An 18,919-nucleotide genomic window follows, 5' to 3' on the forward strand; every position below is an offset into this window, starting at 1 on the left:
CTCCCGTTGGCAAAAGCGCCGATTGTCCGCATAAATGTCTTCGCGCAGAAGAGCCGACGGCAATTAATCTTCGTGCGACAATCGCTGCTCGCCCGCATACATCCGCCAGGAGGCAGCCATGCCCTATCGTCCCAACCCGCGTCGCCCGTTACCTGTTCAGCTTAGCGCGCTGCAATTGACTGGCAGCATTGCCCTGGGTCTGTGGCTGGGTTTCCTGGCCATTGCACTGACTTGCTGGCTCGCCTCGCTGTTGTTCAGCCGTCAATTGCAGCCGGTGGCGGAAGCGGTGCAACAACTGAGCAAGCCTCCGGTAGCCGCCCAGCCGCAGCCAGAACCTGAGCCACAAAACCGCCTGTTCGAACAGTACGAAGAAAACCTGCGCAAGAACGAACAGCAGGCACGCCTGGACCAGGCCCGTGGCAGCACACGTAATCTGTCGAACCCCAAATGCCAGTTCTGGCTGCAACAGGATCAGACGGCCCCCAGCGAAAAGAGCCGCGCCAACGTCCTGCAATTCTGCGATTGATCATGAATAAACAGACGGTTCACCAACTGATTCTCGACAAGCTGCGCGTCGATCTCGACATCGCCGAACGCGCGGCGCAAACCGCTTACGAAACCGCGACCCACGAAGAGAACATCGCCGAAAACAAGTACGACACTCTGGGCCTCGAGGCGTCGTATCTGGCGGCGGGCCAGGCGAAACGGGTCGAGGAAATTCGTCAGTCACTGGCGCTGTGCCAGAACCTGACGCTGCGCGCGTATGACGATCAACGCGGGATTGAGATCGGCGCCCTGCTCGGTCTGGAAGACGAAAAGGGTCGCGAGCAATGGCTGTTTCTGGCGCCGGATGCGGCGGGTCTGAAAGTCGATGTGGTGGGTCAGCCGATTACCGTCATCACCCCGCGCTCGCCGCTGGGCAAAAGCCTGCTGGGCAAGTTCGAGGGTGACGAGGTGGAGATTCTGGTGGCGGGCACCCGGCAACAGTTTGCTGTCACCGAGGTGCTGTAGACGGGGACTTAGTGGACGGGCAGTTCGACACCATCGAAAAGCTCTTCCAGTTCCTGCTTGTTGTGGCACTGAATGGCCTTGGCCATGACTTCGCGGGTCAGGTGCGGCGCGAACTTCTCGATGAAGTCGCACATGAAGCCGCGCAGGAAGGTGCCGCGACGGAAACCGATCTTGGTCACGCTGGACTCGAACAGTTCGCTGGCATCGAGCACCACCAGATCGTTATCCAGTTTGGTGTCGACCGCCATTTTCGCCACGATGCCAACACCCAGGCCCAGCCGTACGTAGGTTTTGATCACGTCGGCGTCGGCAGCAGTGAAAACCACTTTCGGCGTCAGGCCGCGATGGCTGAAGGCTTCGTCAAGTTTCGAACGGCCGGTGAAACCGAACACGTAAGTCACGATCGGGTATTCGGCCAGCGCTTCGAGGGTCAGCTTCGGCAGTTTGGTCAGCGGGTGGCCCTGAGGCACGACCACGCAACGGTTCCAGCGATAGCACGGCATCATCACCAGATCGCCGAACAGCTCCAGCGCTTCGGTGGCAATGGCGAAATCGACGGTGCCGTCAGCGGCCATCTCGGCGATCTGCATCGGCGAGCCCTGGTGCATGTGCAGCGCCACGTCCGGGTATTGCTTGATGAAATTGCTGATCACCGGCGGCAGCGCATAGCGTGCCTGGGTGTGAGTGGTGGCGATCGACAGGGTGCCCTTCTTCTCGTTGGAGAATTCCTGGGCGATCTGCTTGATGCTTTCGACCTTGCGCAGAATTTCACCGGCAGTGGTGATGATGCGCTCGCCGGCCGGCGTGACACGGGTCAGGTGCTTGCCGCTGCGGGCGAACACTTCGACGCCCAGTTCGTCTTCCAGCAGACGGATTTGTTTACTGATGCCCGGTTGCGAGGTGTAGAGGCTTTGGGCTGTAGCGGAAACGTTGAGGTCGTGGTGCGCCACTTCCCAGATGTAGCGCAGTTGTTGAAGCTTCATATGAATCCCTCAAAGCAGGTAGACGCCACGGGCATCAGCGACGGTATATAACTATATTAATGGTTTGAAGAATAAATCTAGAACTTTTTTATCAAAGTGCCATTATTCCTGCTTCAGCGATCCTCTCGACGCCGACGCTCCACCAGCGGCACCAGATAAACCGGCACCTTGGACAATTGCAGCAGCCGGGCCGCCGTTCGCCCCAAAGGTGTTTCCGCCCCGACCCCGTGGCTGTGACTTCCTACGATCAGCAAATCGACAGAGAGTTTCTGCACCTGATCGAGAATCACCTGTGACGGATCGCCCTGCAGCACCCGTACTGCGCGTATCCGCTGCAGGTCCTGCTCGCCCTCGTCCCCCAGTTCTTCGCGAAAACTGTCGAGCACCCGCTGCTCGATATTGGCAATGACCGTTTTCAGACCCTGACTGTGAAATTCGTTCAATGCCTGTTCGTCGAGATAGCTCTGCAACACCGATTCGGCAAACAGCCCCATGGGCTCCACTGCGTGCACCACGTACAGATCGGCATTGAACGTTCGCGCCATCGCCAGGGCATGCTGCATCACTAACGGTGCGTACAGACCGAGGTCAGTGGCATACAGCATCGAACGAATCATATGACCTCCTCGCGTGCCAACATGGCGGAGATTTGATTCAGCTTAGCAGTGCCTTGGCGAGTACGACGTGCGGCGCAACGTCTTGAACCACGAGGGCTTTAGACCGCCGGTTCGTTGCTGATGCCATGAGGCACGTGACCGGTCGCCACCACTTCCCGGGCCAGCTCGCAGTGGCCGGCCTGATCGTCGAAAAACACGTCGGCGGCGAAGGCTTCGAGGAACGCCGATTTGGTCAGGCCGCCGAGGAACAGCGACTCGTCCAGACGAATGTCCCACTCGCGCAAGGTACGGATCACCCGCTCGTGGGCCGGAGCCGAGCGCGCGGTGACCAGTGCGGTGCGGATCGGGCACTCCTCATCGGAGAACTCGCGCTGCAACAGATTGAGCGCCGCGAGAAAGCCCTTGAACGGCCCGCCGCGCAACGGTTCGCGAGCGGATTCACGCTCCTTGGCCTGGAAGGCTTCGAGGCCACCGGATTGATAGACGCGCTCCGACTCGTCGGAAAACAGCACCGCATCACCGTCGAAGGCGATGCGCAATTCGTCGCTGGCCGCACGACTGGCGCCGCCGGACAGAATGGTCGCCGCCGCGAAACCGGCATCCAGCGCGGCGCGTACGTCTTCGGCATGGGTGGAGAGAAACAGGTCGCAACCGAAAGCCTTCAGGTACGGATAAGGACTGCGCCCGCCAACGAACGCCGCACGGGAGATCGCCAGGCCGTAGTGACCAATGGAGTTGAAAACGCGCAGGCCGGTGTCGGCGCTGTTGCGCGACACCAGAATCACCTCGACCCGGGCGCGACCGAGGCGACTGTTGAGATTGAGCAGTTTTTCCACCAGCGGAAAGGCATCACCCGGCGCGAGGATTTCGTCTTCGTGTTCGATCTGATATTGCCGATAGGCTTCGACGCCGCTCGACAGGTAGACCTTGTGACTCTCACTGAGGTCGAACAGGGCACGGGACGAGATCGCCAGCACCAGTTTGTCATCGATGTTCTTGGCCATGCCTTTCCCCCAATGCGACCGGTTTAAACGTTGCGCCGGTCGATAAAGCTCAATGTGCGATACAACGATTCGATACGCGGCAACTCGCAGCCTGCCGCTTTTGCCGCCGCCAAAGGACGAGCGTAGATCGCCTCCAGCTCCAGCGGTCGCTTGTGCAGGAAATCGTGATACATGCTCGGCCAATAGTCGGGCATTTTCTCGGTCATCATGAACAGGTATTCGGCGTAACCGGGCGGCATGTCGTGGCCGCAGGCCTTGGCGCCCTGCACCACTTCAGCCATCAGTGCCTGAATCAATGCGCGACTGTCATTGTCGGCCATCAACGGCGTGGTGCCGGCGCCGAGCAATACCGAAAGCCCGTTATAGGGAATGTTCCACACCAGTTTCTGCCAGCGCGCCTGATGCAGGTTCGGCATCGCCTGGGAATCGAGACCGGCGGCGCGGAACAGACCGGCGCCCTCCTCGACAATTGCCATGCGCGCCGCGTCATCCGCTGCCGGGCCGCTGTGATAGCCGACGTTCACCGCCCCCAGCGCCTGGTGGGTGATCTGGCCCGGCCCTTCGCGGTGGACGCAGATCAGGCACAGGCCGCCCAGCAAATGCAGTGAATCGGGCAGCAACGCCCGCAAGCTGTCTTCGACGTCGAGGCCGTTTTGCAATACCAGCACTTTCGCGCCGGGTTTCGCCGCCTGAATGATCGACGGCGCCAGCCCGGCATTGCTGGTGGTCTTGGCGCCGACCAGCAGCCAGTCGCAGGGCGGCATGTCTTCAGCCGACGAATAGGCCTGCACCGGGCTCAGCGTCAACGCACCATGCACGGCACTGTCCACCTGCAAGCCGCGTTCGGCGACTGCGGAAAATTCACTGCGCAACAGAAAGTGCACATCGAACCCGGCCCGGGCGAGCATCACCCCGTAAAACCCGCCGATGGCGCCGGTGCCAATGATCCCCACCACCGGTTTGTTCACTGCTCCCATTACGGCAACTCCTCTGCAATTCGACCCAGCGCCTGCGCCACGGCTGCGTTCAGCTCATCGGCATTCAGGCGCGTGTGTACCGCCCCAAAGAACTCGCCGTCGCGCACCACAAACAGCGCCGGCAAATGAAAGACCTGATAACGCTCGACCAGTCCGCCGTTGTCACCGGCATCGATCCAGCACACGCGATCGACGACCAGATCGAGCCCCGGCAACACTTCGCGGGCATAGCGGCAACTGGCGCAGCCGACGCTGGTGAAAATCACCAGCGAAACGCCGCTCATCGTCAGCAGCCGCTGGTCGGCGTCGAAATCGGTCAGCTGCGATTCGACCACTATACTGGGGGAAACAATGTCAAATGGCCGACACAGGGAGTCTGTGCTCATGGGACGGTTTATTCCTCATCCGGATGAAGTACCCGTTGAGTTGACCTTGCTCACACCGGAGTGTATTTCGCGTCAACGGCTGCACACTATCAGCCTCGGCGGCATCGCTTGCAATTACCACCGTGCCTGGCGCCATGGCACCGCATTGCAAGTGCGCATGCCCACCCTCAACGCCGACATCTGTTATCCGGGCTACGTGGCCTGGTGCCTGCGACGTAAAAAAGGCTATCTGGTGGGCATCGCCTTCACCGACGAACAGACGCTGTTCAGCGCCCGAATGGGTGAGCAGGTGTGTCAGATCGAACGCTATTGCCGACTCAACTACGCCCACGAAGACCTCCAGGATATTCAGGCCCTGGCCCTGCAATGGGTCGAACAACACGCCGACGAGTTCTCCCACGACACCGTTCGCAAGGCTTTCGCGCAGCCTGTGCTGGACTGAACAGTGACTTGCCCATTGTCTAGCAGGCGCCTAACGCGATAAGGTTCGGCTCCCCGACGCGCTTAAATCCGCTGTGCTCCGCCGCGCGGGGATCGCTGGCGGCCGGCACCCGTGACCTGACGAGTAAACGATGGCTGATTTACCGATCAACGACCTGAACGTCGCTTCCAACGAGACCCTGATCACTCCCGATCAGCTCAAGCGTGATATCCCTCTGAGCGACGCGGCCCTGCGCACCGTCACCAAGGGTCGCGAAGTCATCCGCAACATTCTCGATGGCACCGACCATCGTCTGTTCGTGGTGATCGGCCCCTGCTCGATCCACGACATCAAGGCTGCCCATGAATATGCCGATCGCCTGAAGGTGCTGGCGGCAGAAGTCTCGGACACCCTGTATCTGGTCATGCGCGTGTATTTCGAGAAGCCACGGACCACCGTAGGCTGGAAAGGCCTGATCAACGACCCGTACCTGGATGACTCGTTCAAGATCCAGGACGGTCTGCACATCGGTCGCCAGCTGCTGCTGGACCTGGCCGAGAAAGGCCTGCCGACCGCGACCGAAGCCCTCGACCCGATCTCCCCGCAGTATCTGCAGGACCTGATCAGCTGGTCGGCCATCGGCGCACGGACTACCGAATCCCAGACCCACCGCGAGATGGCTTCCGGCCTGTCCTCGGCGGTCGGCTTCAAGAACGGCACCGACGGCGGCCTGACCGTGGCGATCAACGCCTTGCAGTCGGTCTCCAGCCCGCACCGTTTCCTGGGCATCAACCAGGAAGGTGGCGTGTCGATCGTCACCACCAAGGGCAACGCCTACGGCCACGTGGTGCTGCGCGGCGGCAACGGTAAGCCGAACTACGATTCGGTGAGCGTCGCCCTGTGTGAGCAGGCGCTGAACAAGGCGAAGATCAAGCCGAACATCATGGTCGATTGCAGCCACGCCAACTCCAACAAGGATCCGGCCCTGCAACCGCTGGTGATGGAGAACGTCGCCAACCAGATCCTCGAGGGCAACCAGTCGATCATCGGCCTGATGGTCGAAAGTCACCTGAATTGGGGCTGCCAGGCCATCCCGAAAGACCTCGCCGACCTGCAATACGGCGTGTCGATCACTGATGCCTGCATCGACTGGTCTGCTACCGAGAACACCTTGCGCAGCATGCACGCCAAGCTCAAGGATGTACTGCCGAAACGTCAGCGCAGCTGAGAGCCGTTTCGCAGGCATAAAAAAACGCCGGGCATTGCCCGGCGTTTTTGTGTGTGCGGTGAGGTCAGTCAGATCTTGGCGGTGCGCCGCTGATGACGCTCCATGTAGCGCTCCACGTAGGAGCACGAAGGAATGACCGTGTAGCCCATTTCATCGGCGTATTGCAGCGCCCGCTCGGTCAGGGCTGCCGCAATGCCTCGGCCACGCAGCGCGTTGGGCACGAAGGTGCGGTAGATATCCAGGGTCTGTTTCCCCAGATCCATGTAGGTCAGGTAGGCACGATGACCGTCCACATTGGTCTCGAACTGATGACCAGCCTGGTCATGGTGGATGGACAACGCCTCGCTCATCACTACTCCTCGCGGGTCTCGAATTCTGACCCCTACCTTACCGATGTTTTCCCGGCGAAGGAACATCTACGCCACCCCGTGCCTGATGGACACCGAGAAGAACTGCACCGATCTCGCGCAACCCGAGCACGTATCAAATAGTAGGCACCATTGGCGAAAATGCTCAAGGTACGCTCGTCATCGTGCGAATTGACGGGGCAGTTCCGGTGGACTCAGGGCCGGTTCGGGAGACGATCTTCCCGAGCCGAAAGGCTGAACATCGCCGGATGTTGAGACTTAAGACGAGCCGCCTGTTTTAAAGTCACCTCAACATGGACAAAGATATGCGAGGCGCTGCGCAAATTCGCAACAAAAGTGTGGACGAATCCATATAGACAGACTTTGGCCACTACCTGCAAAACAGCGCACGGCACCGGGAACTTTTTCTCATTAACTCGCTCATCTCGCGGCTTACAGCTGGATATTTTTTATACAGCGCAGTTAAAAGTTGCTCGAAAAAGAATCAACGCCTACAATTTTTTTTGCTTCTTGCCTTACGTCAGTTTACTTACTACAAGTAATGGGTAGTATGTACGCCGGCTATTTCCTCAATCGGAGGAGACAGCCACTTAATTGAAAGTCCTTGAAGGGGAACACGATGAACAACGTTCTGAAATTCTCTGCTCTGGCTCTGGCCGCAGTTCTGGCTACCGGTTGCAGCAGCGCATCGAAAGAAACCGAAGCACGTCTGACCGCTACTGAAGACGCAGCTGCTCGCGCCCAGGCTCGTGCAGATGAAGCTTACCGTAAAGCTGATGAAGCTCTGGCTGCTGCTCAAAAAGCACAACAGACCGCCGACGAAGCTAACGAGCGTGCTCTGCGCATGCTGGACAAAGCTAGCCGCAAGTAATAATCCTCCGGGATTGTTATCGAGCCGACCCATTTTTTGGGTCGGCTTTTTTGTGCCCGCTGTTTTCTACGGGCGACAAAAAACCCGCCGATGCAATAGCCTCGGCGGGTTCTGTCTTACAGCTTATTGCTGGAGGTCGATCGGTGCGCTGGAGACCATCGGCGCCGAAGTGTTCGGCGTGCCGATTTCAGTTGGCAGGCCATCTTCGGCCGCCACCACATCACGCACCACATCCCAGTTCATGCGCAGATTGTTGGTGATGTCTTCGCGCTTGAGCATCGCATTGATCACAGCGGTGTGCTTGTCGACTACCGACGGGTTGCCCTTGTCATCAATCGGCGTGTGCGCTTCCAGATAGACCTTGCCGCCACTGCGACCGAACTTGTACGCATCGTTGATGATCCGCACCGACGTACCCACCGGCACCATGCTGGCCATTTCCAGCACGTTGTTGTTGAACATGCGGAAGCAACCGTGGCTGGTGCGCATGCCGATGCCGAACTTCTTGTTCGAACCGTGGATCAGGTAGCCTGGAGTCCCCAGGGTGAACTTGAACGGGCCCAGCGGGTTGTCGGGACCGGCGGGCACCACGTTCGGCAACGGATCGCCATCGGCGGCGTGCTCGGCCTTGATCGAGGCAGGCGGCGTCCAGGTCGGGTTCGGAGTCTTGGCAGTGATCGAAGTGTGGGCAATCGGCGAACCCCAGCCCTCACGACCAATTCCCAATGGGAAGGTGTACACCACGTTCCGGCCCTTCGGGTAGTAGTAGAGACGGTATTCGGCCAGGTTGATCACGATGCCTTCACGCGGCCCCGGCGGCAGGATGAAGCGGGTCGGCAAAACCACTTCGGTACCGGCACCCGGCAACCAGGCATCGACGCCCGGGTTGGCCGCGACCATCTCCGAATAACCCAGATCGTAGGTGGTGCCCAGATCGGCAAAAGTGTCTTCGTACTTGGCCTTGATCACCTGCACCTGGCCGATGATGTCCTCACCGGGTGGTGGCAGGGGAAACTCCAGTGCGGCAACGGGACCGGCCACACACAGGGCGGCAAGAGACAGGCAGCGGGTGACGGCAGGAAAACGCGGCAACATCCGGAGAATCCTTCGCAAGATCGACAAGGGTATAAGAGCGCGATTGTACACCGCGCCCAGGGAATTCGGGGAGATGCGCCGATAGACCGCGATATCGACGAAAAAGGACTCAGAGCTCGAAACGCAGCTCAGGCCAGATCGGCGAGGTGCCGCGCTTCTGCGATTCGAGGATTGCCCGGCACAGCGAGCACAGGCGCTGATCCTGGAACACCCGGCGATCCACGCTCGACCAGCGCGGTTGCGCCGGCAGCAGACTGCCGCACAGGGTGCGGTCCGCCGAACCACCGAGCTCCAGTTGACGGGTCACCAGATGCACCCGCACTTCCTGGCAGGCGAACAGATCCAGCTGTTCGTCAGGCTCGATCAGTTGGTAGGCGAACAGGGACCAGGCAGGACGCGGCATCGGGGGCTCCAAATAAGGGGGCGCCACATTAGCCGAAAGCCTGCCGCTAGAAAAGCCTCATAGCAGCGGTTTTAGCGTCGGCCAGACATTTTCCAGCAACTTGCCCTGAGCCCCGGCCGCCGGGTGCAGACCGTCGGCCTGCATCAGGTCCGGATGCCCGCCCACGCCGTCGAGGAAAAACGGCACCAGCGGGATTTTTTTCTCCTCGGCGAGCTTGCCGTAGACCTCGGCAAAGGCATCGGTGTAGCGCTTGCCGTAGTTGGGTGGCAATTGCATGCCGAGCAACAGCACCTTGGCACCGCTCTGGCGAGAGCTGTCGATCATCGAAGCAAGATTTTGTTGCAATTGCGTCGGCGGCATTCCGCGCAGGCCGTCGTTGCCGCCCAATTCGAGGATCACCAGTTCCGGCTTGTGCTCTGCAAGCAGCGCCGGCAGCCGCGCCTGGCCTCCGGCGCTGGTGTCGCCACTGATGGACGCATTGACCACCTTATCGTCAAAACCTTCGGTCTTGAGCCGCTGTTCGAGCAACGACACCCACCCCAGCCGGGTATCCAGCCCGAAACCGGCGCTGATACTATCGCCAACGATCAGGACTGTACCCGCCGCTGCGTTCTGGGCCATGCACATCAAGGCCAGGCCAGCACTCAAAAACCACACACGCATCGGATTCTCCATGGGCGCAAGCATTCTCACCGCGAAGAACCTTAGCAAAGTGGTTCCCAGCGCGGAAGGTGAACTGACCATCCTGCACGAACTCAGCCTGGAACTGAACAAGGGCGACAGCCTGGCCATCGTCGGCGCGTCCGGTTCCGGCAAATCCACCCTGCTGGGCCTGCTCGCCGGTCTTGATCTGCCAAGCAGCGGCGAAGTGACACTCGCCGGGCAAGGCCTGAGCAATCTCGACGAAGACCTGCGCGCGCGCATTCGCGCCGAGCACGTGGGCTTCGTCTTTCAGTCGTTCCAATTGCTCGACAGTCTGAACGCGCTGGAAAACGTCATGTTGCCGCTGGAGCTCGACGGCCGCAAAGACGCCCGAAGTCGCGCCACCGAACTGCTGCAACGGGTCGGCCTCGGCCAGCGCCTGACTCACTCGCCACGTCAGCTCTCCGGTGGAGAACAACAGCGCGTGGCGATTGCCCGGGCCTTCGCCGCCGAGCCGGACGTGCTGTTCGCCGACGAACCCACCGGCAACCTAGACAGTCACACCGGCGAGCGCATCAGCGACTTGCTGTTCGAATTGAACAAGGAACGCGGCACCACCCTGGTGCTGGTGACCCACGACGAACGCCTGGCCCATCGTTGCCGGCGCCTGATCCGTCTTGAAGCCGGCCTGTTGGTCGCCCCTCTGGAGCCTTGATGGCACGTCTGCCGCTGTTGCGTCTGTTCAGTCTCGCCCTGCGCCAACTGCTGCGCGATGCCCGCGCCGGTGAACTGCGGGTGCTGTTTTTCGCCTTGGTGGTGGCGGTCGCGGCGAGTACCGCGATCGGCTATTTCGGCGCCCGCCTCAACGGCGCGATGATGCTGCGCGCCACCGAGTTTCTCGGGGCCGACCTGTCGCTCGAAGGCAGCTCGCCGGCTCGTCCGGAACAAATCCGGAGCGGCACCGAGCTGCGTCTGGATCATGCGCAGGTGGTGGAGTTTTCCAGCGTCATCGCCACGGACAACGGCATTCAGCTCTCCAGTATCAAAGCTGTCGACCGTGCCTATCCGCTGCGCGGCGAGCTGAAAAGCGCCCCCGCCCCTTACGCAACAGAGGAGGCCGGTGGCGAGCCGCAGCCCGGTGAAGCCTGGGTCGAAGCGCGCCTGCTGACAGCGCTGGACCTGAAGATCGGCGACAGCATCGACGTCGGCATGAAGACGCTGAAACTGACGCGAGTGCTGACTTACGAACCGGATCGCGCCGGTAACTTCTACAGCCTGACGCCACGGGTGCTGATCAACCTCGACGACCTCGCCGCCACCGGCGTGGTGCAACCCGGCAGCCGGGTGAGCTACCGCGAGCTCTGGCGCGGTGAGCCGCAAGCGCTGGAAACCTATCGCCAACTGATCAAACCGGGCCTTGCCGCCAACCAGCGAATTCAAGATGCCCGCGATGGCAACCGGCAGATCGGCGGTGCACTGGGCAAGGCCGAACGCTATCTGAACATGGCCAGTCTGGTCGCCGTGCTTCTGGCCGGGGTGGCGGTGGCGTTGTCGGCCAACCGCTTCGCCAGTCGCCGCTTCGATGCCAGCGCCCTGCTGCGTTGCCTGGGCCTGTCACGCCGGGAAACCCTGGTGCTGTTCAGTCTGCAATTGACGGTGCTCGGCCTGCTCGCCAGCCTCAGCGGCGCCCTGCTCGGCTGGCTCGCACAATTGGGCTTGTTCGCGCTGCTGCATGATCTGCTGCCGACCGACGTACCGCCGGGTGGCTTGCTGCCGGCACTGGCCGGCATCGGCACCGGGCTGGTGGCGCTGGCCGGTTTCGCCCTGCCACCGCTCGCCGCACTGGGCCGCGTGCCGCCGTTGCGGGTATTGCGTCGGGACATGCTGCCGATTCCATCGAGCACCTGGATGGTCTATGGCGCGGCACTCGGCGCGCTCGGGTTGATCATGTGGCGCCTGAGTCTGGACCTGCTGCTGACGTTCGCCCTGCTCGGCGGCGGTATGGTCGCCGCGCTGGTACTCGGCGGCTTGCTGCTTTTGCTGCTGCAGAGTCTGCGTCGCCTGCTCGCACGCGCGTCTCTGCCGTGGCGCCTCGGGTTGGGTCAGTTGTTGCGCCATCCTTTGGCGGCAGCCGGCCAGTCACTGGCCTTCGGGCTGATCCTGCTGTCCATGGCGCTGATCGCCTTGCTGCGCGGCGAATTGCTCGACACCTGGCAAAACCAGTTGCCGAAAAACGCACCCAACTACTTCGCGCTGAACATCCTGCCGGCGGACAAACAGGCCTTCACCGATCACCTGATCAATGTCTCGGCCCAGGCCGCGCCGTTGTATCCGGTGGTACCGGGACGGCTGATCAGCATCAATGGCGAAGCGGTGCAGCAAATTGTCAGCAAGGATTCGGCCGGCGACCGCGCGATCCAGCGCGACCTGAGCCTGACCTGGGCGGCGGATCTGCCGGCGGGCAACAAGATCACCGCCGGTTCGTGGTGGACCGGCCGGCCTTCGGACGATGTTCCGGGCGTCTCGGTGGAAGGCAAGGTGGCCGAAAGCCTCAAGCTCAAACTGGGCGATCACATGGTGTTCAGCGTCGGCGGGGTCAATCGTGAAGCGAAGGTCACCAGCCTGCGGGAGATCAACTGGGACAACTTCCAGCCGAACTTCTTCATGATCTTCCAGCCCGGCACTCTGAAGGATCTGCCGGCGACTTACCTGACCAGCTTCTATCTGGCGCCCGGTCACGATCAGCAGATCGTCGAGCTGTCGCGAACATTCCCGGCGGTGACCATCCTGCAGGTCGAAGCCTTGCTCGAACAGCTGCGCAGCATCCTCGCCCAGGTCACCCTGGCGGTGGAGTATGTGTTGCTGTTTGTGTTGGCGGCGGGGATGGCGGTGCTGTTTTCCGGGTTGCAGGCAACGCTGGACGAACGCATTCGCCAGGGCGCACTGCTGCGTGCGCTGGGTGCCGAGCGCCAGTTGCTGATCAAGGCGCGACGAATCGAGTTCGGCTTGCTCGGAGCGGTCAGCGGGTTGCTCGCGGCGATCGGTTCGGAAGTGGTGAGTCTGGTGCTGTATCGCTTCGCCTTCGACCTGCCATGGCATCCCCATCCGTGGTTGCTGCTGTTGCCGTTGATCGGCGCGGCGCTGATCGGTGGCGCCGGCGTGTTCGGCACGCGACGTGCGCTGAACGCCAGCCCGCTGACAGTGTTGCGCGAGGGTTGATAGACTCCAGCCGTCTTAATCAAAAGAAGTTGCCATGAGCCGTTATCGCCCTCCCCGCACCGCCGGCACCGCGCTGATCACCCCCGAGGGTGAAGCGCGGATGCGCGCCGAATTCCATGAGCTGTGGCATGTGCGCCGTCCGCAGGTGACGCAGTCGGTCAGCGAAGCGGCGGCTCAGGGTGATCGTTCGGAAAATGCCGAGTACACCTACGGCAAGAAAATGCTGCGCGAGATCGACAGCCGCGTGCGCTTTCTCACCAAACGCCTTGAGGCGTTGAAAGTGGTCAGCGAAAAACCCAGTGATCCGAACAAGGTCTACTTCGGCGCGTGGGTGACCATCGAAGACGAAGACGGCAAACAGTCGCGCTATCGCATCGTCGGCCCGGACGAGCTGGACCTGAAACTCGGCCTGATCAGCATCGACTCACCGCTGGCCCGCGCCCTGATCGGCAAGGCGCTGGATGCCGAAGTTCGGGTACAGACGCCAACCGGCGAACAGTTCGTCTACATCGTGGCGATCGAATATCCCTGACACTCAGCGCCGGGTGATCAGGCCCTGGCGTGCGACGCGGGTTAATTGGCGAATCATTTCCGGCGCCTCTTCACGGCTCGGGGCCTGAATGACGGCCAGATCGAAACTGTCATCGGCAAAACGCGCCAGCGACTCACCGTCTTCAACGAACTGGATCAGGAATGCGGCAGGACCGCCGCTGCGACGTGGCCAGCCATCGAGATAACGCAACAGCGTCGGCTGATGTTTGCCGCCAAGCAGGATTTTCGGATTGCGCTGGGTGATATGTGCCGTGATCGGCGCGGGACGTGCTGGAGGGCGTAGTGCATTCATCGTGTCGTGTCTCTGCCTCAAAAGTCTGCATGGCAGGTGAGAGGCAACACCGAACCAGCGCTTTAGCGGTATTTCGAAGCCCTGTTCCGGCTTCTGACGGCAACTGAAGAATAGTCACCTGGCGCCCCGCAAGTAGCTGTTTAAATCGGCGCATGGGCGGCATCCTAGAGAACGTGACCGGCCAGTGTCAAGAATCAGCCGCAACAAAAAAGGCCCGCAGAATGCGGGCCTTTTGCTTGAGCCAGAGCGGTCAACCGGCGATGGCGCGATCCACCGAGAGCTTGCCGGCGCCTTCGATCAGTACTGCCAGACTGCCGCCAAGCAGAGCCAGGGCGAACTCGTAACCGTTGTTGGCCATGAACAGACCGTTGCTGATGTGTACGGTGAAGATCGCCACCAGCGACAGGAAGGTCAGACCCAGCGCCGCCGGGCGAACCAGCAGGCCGATGATCAGCGCCAGACCGGCGAAGAACTCGGTACCGCCGGCCAGAGTGGCCATCAGGTAACCCGGGGTCAGGCCGATGCTTTCCATGTATTGCGCAGTGCCCGCCAGACCGTAGCCACCGAACAGGCCGAAGAGTTTCTGCGAGCCGTGGGCAGCGAAGATCACGCCGACGGCAATGCGCAGAATGGTCAGACCGTAGCCGGCGCGGGTGAACAGAACCTTGTTGATCAGAGAGCTCATGTTGCGTTTCCTTGTTGTCAGAAGTGCTTGTTGGTTGGCCGCTATATTAATCAGTTATTTTCATGTTAAAAGCGCAAAAATTCCGCCATAACAATCAACTTATTTGATCATTTGCGTGAGACAACTTTCTGCCCCCCGGGCTCCAACGACTCCCGCTCCCGGTCGAACGCCAAGTAATACTTGTTCACGCTATTAACATAGCTGACGGGGCCCATTCCCACCTGCTCCATGGCGATGCGCTCGACCTGAAAGAACCACTGGTTGGGATTCAGGCCGCGACGCCGCGCTTCGGCACGCATGCCTTGCACTCGCTCCGGACCAATGTTGTAGGCCGCCAGGGTGAACGCCATGCGCTCGCGCTCATTGAGTTTCGGACTGTTGAAGAACTTGCGGCGGATCATCGCCAGGTACTTGGCCCCGGCCTGCACATTCGCATCGAGATTCTGGATGTTGTTGACGCCAACCCGCTGTGCCGCCGACGGGGTGATCTGCATAAGCCCGGTCGGCCCGCTGCCGCTGCGCGCGTTGGGCTGCAGCGCCGATTCCTTGAAGGCCAGCGCCGCCAGGTTGAGCCAGTCCATGTTTTGCGCTTCGGCGTGCTTCTGCAGGGTCGGTCGCAGTTTTTCCAGACGCTGACGGTCAGCCTTGGCCAACGGATAGTGCACTTGATAGAGACGGCGGTAGATCCGCAGGAAGGCCGCATCTTCGTTCGCCGGCTTCTTGTAGCCGGTGAGGAAGCGGTCGATGCTCGCCCGCAACATCGACGCATCACGGCGCACGAACCAGTATTCCTCGCCCGGCTCGTTGATCATCACCTGCCGGTCGAAACGCAGCTTGGGCAGGATCTTGCCCCAACGCTCGGCAATCGGTTGCTCGACGATGGTCAGGTGGAAAATCCCGCCCTGAACCATCTCAAGCACATCCTCGACCGCCAGCGTTGGATCGACCCATTCGATCTTGATCGGCGCCAGTTTGTGCAGCGCCAGTTTCTGGTTGAGCTGGCTGACCGCCTCCCCCGCCGCACTGCCCGTGGGCAACGCCAGGGTTTTACCGGCCAGTTGCTCGACCTTGGTGTAGCGCTTTTCACCCTTGATGCCGACCAGCACCAGCGGCACGTTGCTGGCAATCGGCTCGCTGCTGGCGACTGCGTGGCCCGGTTGCAGCTCGAGCAGTTCGCCCGGCGCCACCAGATCGCCTTCGCCACGCTGCAACGCACCGAGCAATTGATCCTTGGCTTTGGGGATGATCTTGAGGGTGATTTCCTGGCCGTCGCGAGCGTGGCCGTTGAGGTATTGCTCGAAGGCGCGCAGCCGGTGGTATTCGATGCCGATGGCCTGGCCCTGGACTTCGCCGGAACTGTTGCGGCTCTGGTTGACCAGCACCCGCAAGACGCGGCTGCTGCGGATTTCGGTCAGGTCGCGAACCTTGGCGGCCGGCACGGCTTGCAGTGGTCCGGGCAGCCGCGCGACCGCCGTCATCGGCAACAGCAGCGAACCACACAGCAGGAGCAAAACCGAGGGACGAATCATCCACTCTCCGGAAAGAATACGGGGCGTTTCACCGCTGAGCGGTCGTAAAACACCGACGAAAACAGAGCGCCTGGAGCGCTGATAAAGTGCGAGAGACTGGCACAGTGATCGCAATTCTGCCAACCCGGCCTGCTACGCGGCCTCAACAGACAGCCATAAGCCGTTGTAGTTCTTGGCTTTTCTTATAAATCTACAGCTCTGATATGCTTTCCGGCCTTCGGCCCGAGGTAGCACCATGCAACTCATCGATATCGGCGTCAACCTGACCAACCCCAGTTTCGCCGACAAACACCAGGCCGTGCTCGACCGCGCCTACGCTGCCGGGGTCTGCCAACTGGTGCTGACCGGCACCAGTGTCGAGGGCAGCGAACAGGCGCTGGAACTGTGCCAGCAACTGGATCCGGACGGCCGGCGAATGTTCGCCACTGCCGGCATTCACCCGCATTCGGCCAGCGACTGGAACGCCGACAGCGCACGGCGTCTGCGCAGTCTGCTGCTGGAATCGAACGTGGTGGCGGTGGGCGAATGCGGACTGGATTTCAACCGCGATTTCTCGCCGCGCCCGCAGCAGGAAAAAGTCCTCGAAGAACATCTGGCGCTGGCCGCCGAACTGCAATTGCCGGTGTTCCTGCACGAGCGTGATGCGAGCCAGCGCCTGCTGGAAATCCTCCGTGACTTCCGCGACCGATTGCCTGCCGCCGTGGTGCATTGCTTCACCGGCGAGCAGAAAGCCTTGTTCAGCTACCTCGATCTGGACCTGCACATCGGCATCACCGGCTGGATCTGCGACGAGCGTCGCGGCACGCATTTGCATCCGCTTGTGAAGGAGATCAAGCGCGGTCGCCTGATGCTGGAAAGCGATGCGCCGTATCTGCTGCCACGCACACTGCGGCCAAAGCCGAAGAACGGGCGCAACGAGCCGGCGTATCTGACCGAAGTGCTGCGTGAGGTTGCGCTGCATCGAGGCGAAACCGAGGAAGATCTGGCGGCCCATACCACCGCCAGCGCGCGGGCGTTCTACGGTTTACCTACCCTGCCCTGAAAGAGGCAGATGCATCGGTTGTTGATGCACATCAAGAACCGGGCACCTGGGTAGCGGCACAATAATGGCACCTTGCCAAAACTGTTTCCGCTATCAGAGAAGACCTCCATGGGTGCCTGGCTTAGCAATATCTCGCTGAAATACAAATTCTGGGCGGTCAACGCGGTCGCCTTTGTCACCACCCTGTTGCTGGTGCTGTACGCCGTGCAGCTCGAACAACAGGCCCGCAGCCACGCCGCGCAAACCTCGGCCCAGGCCCAGGCGCAATTGCTCAAGGCCTGGCCGGCCGGGCAGCCGCTGCCCAAATCCGATCAGGTACTGACCTTCAAACGGGGTGAAGCGCCGCGCCTCAACGATCAGCCACTGCTGGAAATCACCGACAGCAGCGGCTGGATCGAGATCAGTCACTTGCCGTTGTTCGGCGAAAACCCGCTGCTCGGCGCCGAGGTCTTCAGCCGCGCCGATGGCCAGCAAGTCGCCGTGATCGCCTACGCCCCCAGCCTCAGCCAGGTGTTCAGCGAGCGATTCGCCAACTACGCGGTGGCGGTGTTCATCCTGATGCTGGCAATGCTAGGTGCCTCGCAATTGCTGATCCGTTTTCTGCTCAGTCAGCTCAATACCCTCAAGGACGTGATGCTGCACGTGGAGCAAACCGGCGACCTCGCCGCCCGGGTGCCGCTGGCCTGCAAGGATGAAGTCGGGCAGATGGCTAACGCGTTCAATGCGATGCAGGCCGGTTATCAGCGCGTGGTGACCACCGTGGCCAACACTGCGCGGCAACTGGACGTCGGCGCCGCGCGACTGGCATCGAGCATGAACGAGGTGCGTCACGGCATGCTCGGCCAGCAGAGCGAAACCGATCAGGCCGCCACGGCGATCAACGAAATGACCGCCACCGTCTACCACATCGCCCAGCACGCCGGCGCCACACGCGACCTGTCGCAGACCGCCGACGGCCTGGCCGGCAGCGGCCAGCAAGTGGTGACCCGCGTCCAGCATTCGATTGCCGGCCTGTCCAGCGGCGTGCAGCAGACTGCCGAGATGATCCAGCGCCTGGCCGAGGACAGCCAAAAGATCAACGGCGTGGTCAGCGTGATCCACAGCATCGCCGAGCAGACCAATCTGCTGGCGCTCAATGCCGCCATCGAAGCGGCCCGTGCCGGGGAAATGGGTCGCGGGTTCGCGGTGGTCGCCGATGAAGTGCGCAACCTCGCCAAACGCGTACAGACCTCCACCGATGAAATCACCACCATGGTCTCGGCATTGCAGGCGGGCACCCGCGATGCGGTGGACTTCATGCAGGAGAGTTCGTACAAGGCCGACGACTGCGTGCAGCAGGCGCAAGAGGCGGGAGAAGCGCTCGCGGAAATTACCGGAGCGGTGGCGCAAATGCGCGAGAGCAACACGCAGATTGCAGTGGCGGCGGAGCAGCAGAGCCAGGTGGCTGAAGAGATGAACCGCGCGGTGGTGAGCATTCGCGATGTGACCGAGAACACCGTGCAACAGACCGTGGATTCGGCGACTACCAGTAACGAGTTAGCGACGCTGGCCGGGGAACTGAACAAGGCGATCGGCCAATTGAAGCTCTAGGAGA

General features: G+C 61.2%; 22 protein-coding genes. 10 read left to right on the forward strand and 12 right to left on the reverse strand.

All coding sequences use genetic code 11. From position 1 onward, the window contains the following. Positions 1–118: 118 nt before the first annotated feature. On the forward strand, positions 119–526 hold the full coding sequence (locus tag ACEN93_RS08135) for a hypothetical protein (RefSeq protein ID WP_039770468.1): 408 nt from the start codon (positions 119–121) through the stop codon (positions 524–526). A gap of 2 nt (positions 527–528) precedes the next feature. Then, positions 529–1,011, forward strand: a complete 483-nt coding sequence (locus ACEN93_RS08140; protein WP_074687988.1) for a GreA/GreB family elongation factor — start codon at positions 529–531, stop codon at positions 1,009–1,011. A gap of 8 nt (positions 1,012–1,019) precedes the next feature. Here ACEN93_RS08140 and cysB read toward each other — a convergent pair whose 3' ends face one another. The 5 genes from cysB to ACEN93_RS08165 all read right to left on the reverse strand — a co-directional run bounded on the left by cysB (position 1,020) and on the right by ACEN93_RS08165 (position 4,978). Then, the gene (gene cysB, locus ACEN93_RS08145; RefSeq protein WP_003183769.1) at positions 1,020–1,994 is read right to left on the reverse strand and encodes an HTH-type transcriptional regulator CysB; all 975 of its coding nucleotides are present in this window, start codon (positions 1,992–1,994) and stop codon (positions 1,020–1,022) included. Positions 1,995–2,107: 113 nt separating this feature from the next. Continuing rightward, the gene (locus ACEN93_RS08150; protein WP_007955683.1) at positions 2,108–2,611 is read right to left on the reverse strand and encodes a universal stress protein; all 504 of its coding nucleotides are present in this window, start codon (positions 2,609–2,611) and stop codon (positions 2,108–2,110) included. Between the two features lie 98 nt (positions 2,612–2,709). Continuing rightward, complete coding sequence (locus ACEN93_RS08155; RefSeq protein ID WP_039770472.1) at positions 2,710–3,615, reverse strand: 5'-nucleotidase; 906 nt, start codon at positions 3,613–3,615, stop codon at positions 2,710–2,712. 23 nt (positions 3,616–3,638) lie between these two features. Further along, a complete protein-coding gene (locus tag ACEN93_RS08160) occupies positions 3,639–4,592 on the reverse strand; it encodes a putative 2-dehydropantoate 2-reductase (RefSeq protein ID WP_495611290.1) in 954 nt (317 codons plus the stop codon). Beyond that, positions 4,592–4,978, reverse strand: a complete 387-nt coding sequence (locus ACEN93_RS08165) for a thioredoxin family protein (protein WP_039770475.1) — start codon at positions 4,976–4,978, stop codon at positions 4,592–4,594. Before ACEN93_RS08165 ends, ACEN93_RS08160 begins: the two co-directional genes overlap by 1 nt. Here ACEN93_RS08165 and ACEN93_RS08170 point away from each other — a divergent pair. Further along, positions 4,977–5,420 carry a PilZ domain-containing protein gene (locus tag ACEN93_RS08170; protein ID WP_039770477.1) on the forward strand — a complete coding sequence of 148 codons (444 nt, stop codon included), beginning with the start codon at positions 4,977–4,979 and terminating at the stop codon, positions 5,418–5,420. The two genes, ACEN93_RS08165 and ACEN93_RS08170, sit on opposite strands and share 2 nt — an antisense overlap. 130 nt (positions 5,421–5,550) lie before the next feature. Next, positions 5,551–6,627, forward strand: coding sequence for a 3-deoxy-7-phosphoheptulonate synthase (locus ACEN93_RS08175; protein ID WP_007908583.1), 1,077 nt, complete (start codon positions 5,551–5,553; stop codon positions 6,625–6,627). Positions 6,628–6,695: 68 nt separating this feature from the next. On the opposite strand, the gene ACEN93_RS08180 is transcribed toward ACEN93_RS08175, so the two are convergent. Continuing rightward, a complete protein-coding gene (locus ACEN93_RS08180) occupies positions 6,696–6,977 on the reverse strand; it encodes a GNAT family N-acetyltransferase (protein ID WP_007955658.1) in 282 nt (93 codons plus the stop codon). Between the two features lie 637 nt (positions 6,978–7,614). Here ACEN93_RS08180 and oprI point away from each other — a divergent pair. Beyond that, the gene (gene oprI / locus ACEN93_RS08185; RefSeq protein WP_025113130.1) at positions 7,615–7,866 is read left to right on the forward strand and encodes an outer membrane lipoprotei OprI; all 252 of its coding nucleotides are present in this window, start codon (positions 7,615–7,617) and stop codon (positions 7,864–7,866) included. A 123-nt stretch (positions 7,867–7,989) separates the two neighbouring features. Here oprI and ACEN93_RS08190 read toward each other — a convergent pair whose 3' ends face one another. From ACEN93_RS08190 to ACEN93_RS08200, 3 genes are all read right to left on the reverse strand, one after another. Beyond that, positions 7,990–8,961: a L,D-transpeptidase family protein gene (locus tag ACEN93_RS08190; RefSeq protein WP_039770479.1), complete on the reverse strand. Its 972-nt coding sequence runs from the start codon at positions 8,959–8,961 to the stop codon at positions 7,990–7,992. 109 nt (positions 8,962–9,070) lie between these two features. Further along, positions 9,071–9,364: a hypothetical protein gene (locus tag ACEN93_RS08195; protein ID WP_003226812.1), complete on the reverse strand. Its 294-nt coding sequence runs from the start codon at positions 9,362–9,364 to the stop codon at positions 9,071–9,073. Positions 9,365–9,421: 57 nt separating this feature from the next. After that, positions 9,422–10,027 carry an arylesterase gene (locus ACEN93_RS08200; RefSeq protein WP_007955652.1) on the reverse strand — a complete coding sequence of 202 codons (606 nt, stop codon included), beginning with the start codon at positions 10,025–10,027 and terminating at the stop codon, positions 9,422–9,424. A 10-nt stretch (positions 10,028–10,037) separates the two neighbouring features. Here ACEN93_RS08200 and ACEN93_RS08205 point away from each other — a divergent pair, with 10 nt between their 5' ends. The 3 genes from ACEN93_RS08205 to greB are packed head-to-tail and all read left to right on the forward strand — an operon-like array spanning position 10,038 to position 13,757. Then, positions 10,038–10,721, forward strand: a complete 684-nt coding sequence (locus tag ACEN93_RS08205; protein ID WP_495611291.1) for an ABC transporter ATP-binding protein — start codon at positions 10,038–10,040, stop codon at positions 10,719–10,721. Further along, positions 10,721–13,225 (forward strand): ABC transporter permease, encoded by a 2,505-nt coding sequence (locus tag ACEN93_RS08210; protein ID WP_495611292.1) that lies wholly within the window; start codon positions 10,721–10,723, stop codon positions 13,223–13,225. Before ACEN93_RS08205 ends, ACEN93_RS08210 begins: the two co-directional genes overlap by 1 nt. A 34-nt stretch (positions 13,226–13,259) precedes the next feature. Next, complete coding sequence (greB, locus tag ACEN93_RS08215; protein ID WP_039770483.1) at positions 13,260–13,757, forward strand: transcription elongation factor GreB; 498 nt, start codon at positions 13,260–13,262, stop codon at positions 13,755–13,757. A 3-nt stretch (positions 13,758–13,760) separates the two neighbouring features. On the opposite strand, the gene ACEN93_RS08220 is transcribed toward greB, so the two are convergent. From ACEN93_RS08220 to ACEN93_RS08230, 3 genes are all read right to left on the reverse strand, one after another. Continuing rightward, positions 13,761–14,069: a hypothetical protein gene (locus ACEN93_RS08220; protein WP_011335317.1), complete on the reverse strand. Its 309-nt coding sequence runs from the start codon at positions 14,067–14,069 to the stop codon at positions 13,761–13,763. A 250-nt stretch (positions 14,070–14,319) separates the two neighbouring features. After that, on the reverse strand, positions 14,320–14,754 hold the full coding sequence (locus tag ACEN93_RS08225; RefSeq protein ID WP_007950955.1) for a DoxX family protein: 435 nt from the start codon (positions 14,752–14,754) through the stop codon (positions 14,320–14,322). 107 nt (positions 14,755–14,861) lie between these two features. Further along, positions 14,862–16,283, reverse strand: coding sequence for an MltF family protein (locus tag ACEN93_RS08230; protein WP_074687998.1), 1,422 nt, complete (start codon positions 16,281–16,283; stop codon positions 14,862–14,864). Positions 16,284–16,518: 235 nt separating this feature from the next. On the opposite strand from ACEN93_RS08230, the gene ACEN93_RS08235 reads away from it, so the two are divergent. Beyond that, a complete protein-coding gene (locus tag ACEN93_RS08235; protein WP_495611293.1) occupies positions 16,519–17,325 on the forward strand; it encodes a TatD family hydrolase in 807 nt (268 codons plus the stop codon). Between the two features lie 108 nt (positions 17,326–17,433). After that, on the forward strand, positions 17,434–18,915 hold the full coding sequence (locus ACEN93_RS08240; protein WP_210709606.1) for a methyl-accepting chemotaxis protein: 1,482 nt from the start codon (positions 17,434–17,436) through the stop codon (positions 18,913–18,915). Positions 18,916–18,919 lie beyond the last annotated feature (4 nt).

It is taken from the genome of Pseudomonas sp. Pseusp21 (genome assembly GCF_059492145.1).

Coding starts and splice junctions, on each gene's coding strand:
- ACEN93_RS08135 (WP_039770468.1), top strand. CDS start 119: ATGCCCTATCGTCCCAACCCGCGTCGCCCGTTACCTGTTCAGCTTAGC.
- ACEN93_RS08140 (WP_074687988.1), top strand. CDS start 529: ATGAATAAACAGACGGTTCACCAACTGATTCTCGACAAGCTGCGCGTC.
- cysB (WP_003183769.1), bottom strand. CDS start 1,994: ATGAAGCTTCAACAACTGCGCTACATCTGGGAAGTGGCGCACCACGAC.
- ACEN93_RS08150 (WP_007955683.1), bottom strand. CDS start 2,611: ATGATTCGTTCGATGCTGTATGCCACTGACCTCGGTCTGTACGCACCG.
- ACEN93_RS08155 (WP_039770472.1), bottom strand. CDS start 3,615: ATGGCCAAGAACATCGATGACAAACTGGTGCTGGCGATCTCGTCCCGT.
- ACEN93_RS08160 (WP_495611290.1), bottom strand. CDS start 4,592: ATGGGAGCAGTGAACAAACCGGTGGTGGGGATCATTGGCACCGGCGCC.
- ACEN93_RS08170 (WP_039770477.1), top strand. CDS start 4,977: ATGGGACGGTTTATTCCTCATCCGGATGAAGTACCCGTTGAGTTGACC.
- ACEN93_RS08165 (WP_039770475.1), bottom strand. CDS start 4,978: ATGAGCACAGACTCCCTGTGTCGGCCATTTGACATTGTTTCCCCCAGT.
- ACEN93_RS08175 (WP_007908583.1), top strand. CDS start 5,551: ATGGCTGATTTACCGATCAACGACCTGAACGTCGCTTCCAACGAGACC.
- ACEN93_RS08180 (WP_007955658.1), bottom strand. CDS start 6,977: ATGAGCGAGGCGTTGTCCATCCACCATGACCAGGCTGGTCATCAGTTC.
- oprI (WP_025113130.1), top strand. CDS start 7,615: ATGAACAACGTTCTGAAATTCTCTGCTCTGGCTCTGGCCGCAGTTCTG.
- ACEN93_RS08190 (WP_039770479.1), bottom strand. CDS start 8,961: ATGTTGCCGCGTTTTCCTGCCGTCACCCGCTGCCTGTCTCTTGCCGCC.
- ACEN93_RS08195 (WP_003226812.1), bottom strand. CDS start 9,364: ATGCCGCGTCCTGCCTGGTCCCTGTTCGCCTACCAACTGATCGAGCCT.
- ACEN93_RS08200 (WP_007955652.1), bottom strand. CDS start 10,027: ATGCGTGTGTGGTTTTTGAGTGCTGGCCTGGCCTTGATGTGCATGGCC.
- ACEN93_RS08205 (WP_495611291.1), top strand. CDS start 10,038: ATGGGCGCAAGCATTCTCACCGCGAAGAACCTTAGCAAAGTGGTTCCC.
- ACEN93_RS08210 (WP_495611292.1), top strand. CDS start 10,721: ATGGCACGTCTGCCGCTGTTGCGTCTGTTCAGTCTCGCCCTGCGCCAA.
- greB (WP_039770483.1), top strand. CDS start 13,260: ATGAGCCGTTATCGCCCTCCCCGCACCGCCGGCACCGCGCTGATCACC.
- ACEN93_RS08220 (WP_011335317.1), bottom strand. CDS start 14,069: ATGAATGCACTACGCCCTCCAGCACGTCCCGCGCCGATCACGGCACAT.
- ACEN93_RS08225 (WP_007950955.1), bottom strand. CDS start 14,754: ATGAGCTCTCTGATCAACAAGGTTCTGTTCACCCGCGCCGGCTACGGT.
- ACEN93_RS08230 (WP_074687998.1), bottom strand. CDS start 16,283: ATGATTCGTCCCTCGGTTTTGCTCCTGCTGTGTGGTTCGCTGCTGTTG.
- ACEN93_RS08235 (WP_495611293.1), top strand. CDS start 16,519: ATGCAACTCATCGATATCGGCGTCAACCTGACCAACCCCAGTTTCGCC.
- ACEN93_RS08240 (WP_210709606.1), top strand. CDS start 17,434: ATGGGTGCCTGGCTTAGCAATATCTCGCTGAAATACAAATTCTGGGCG.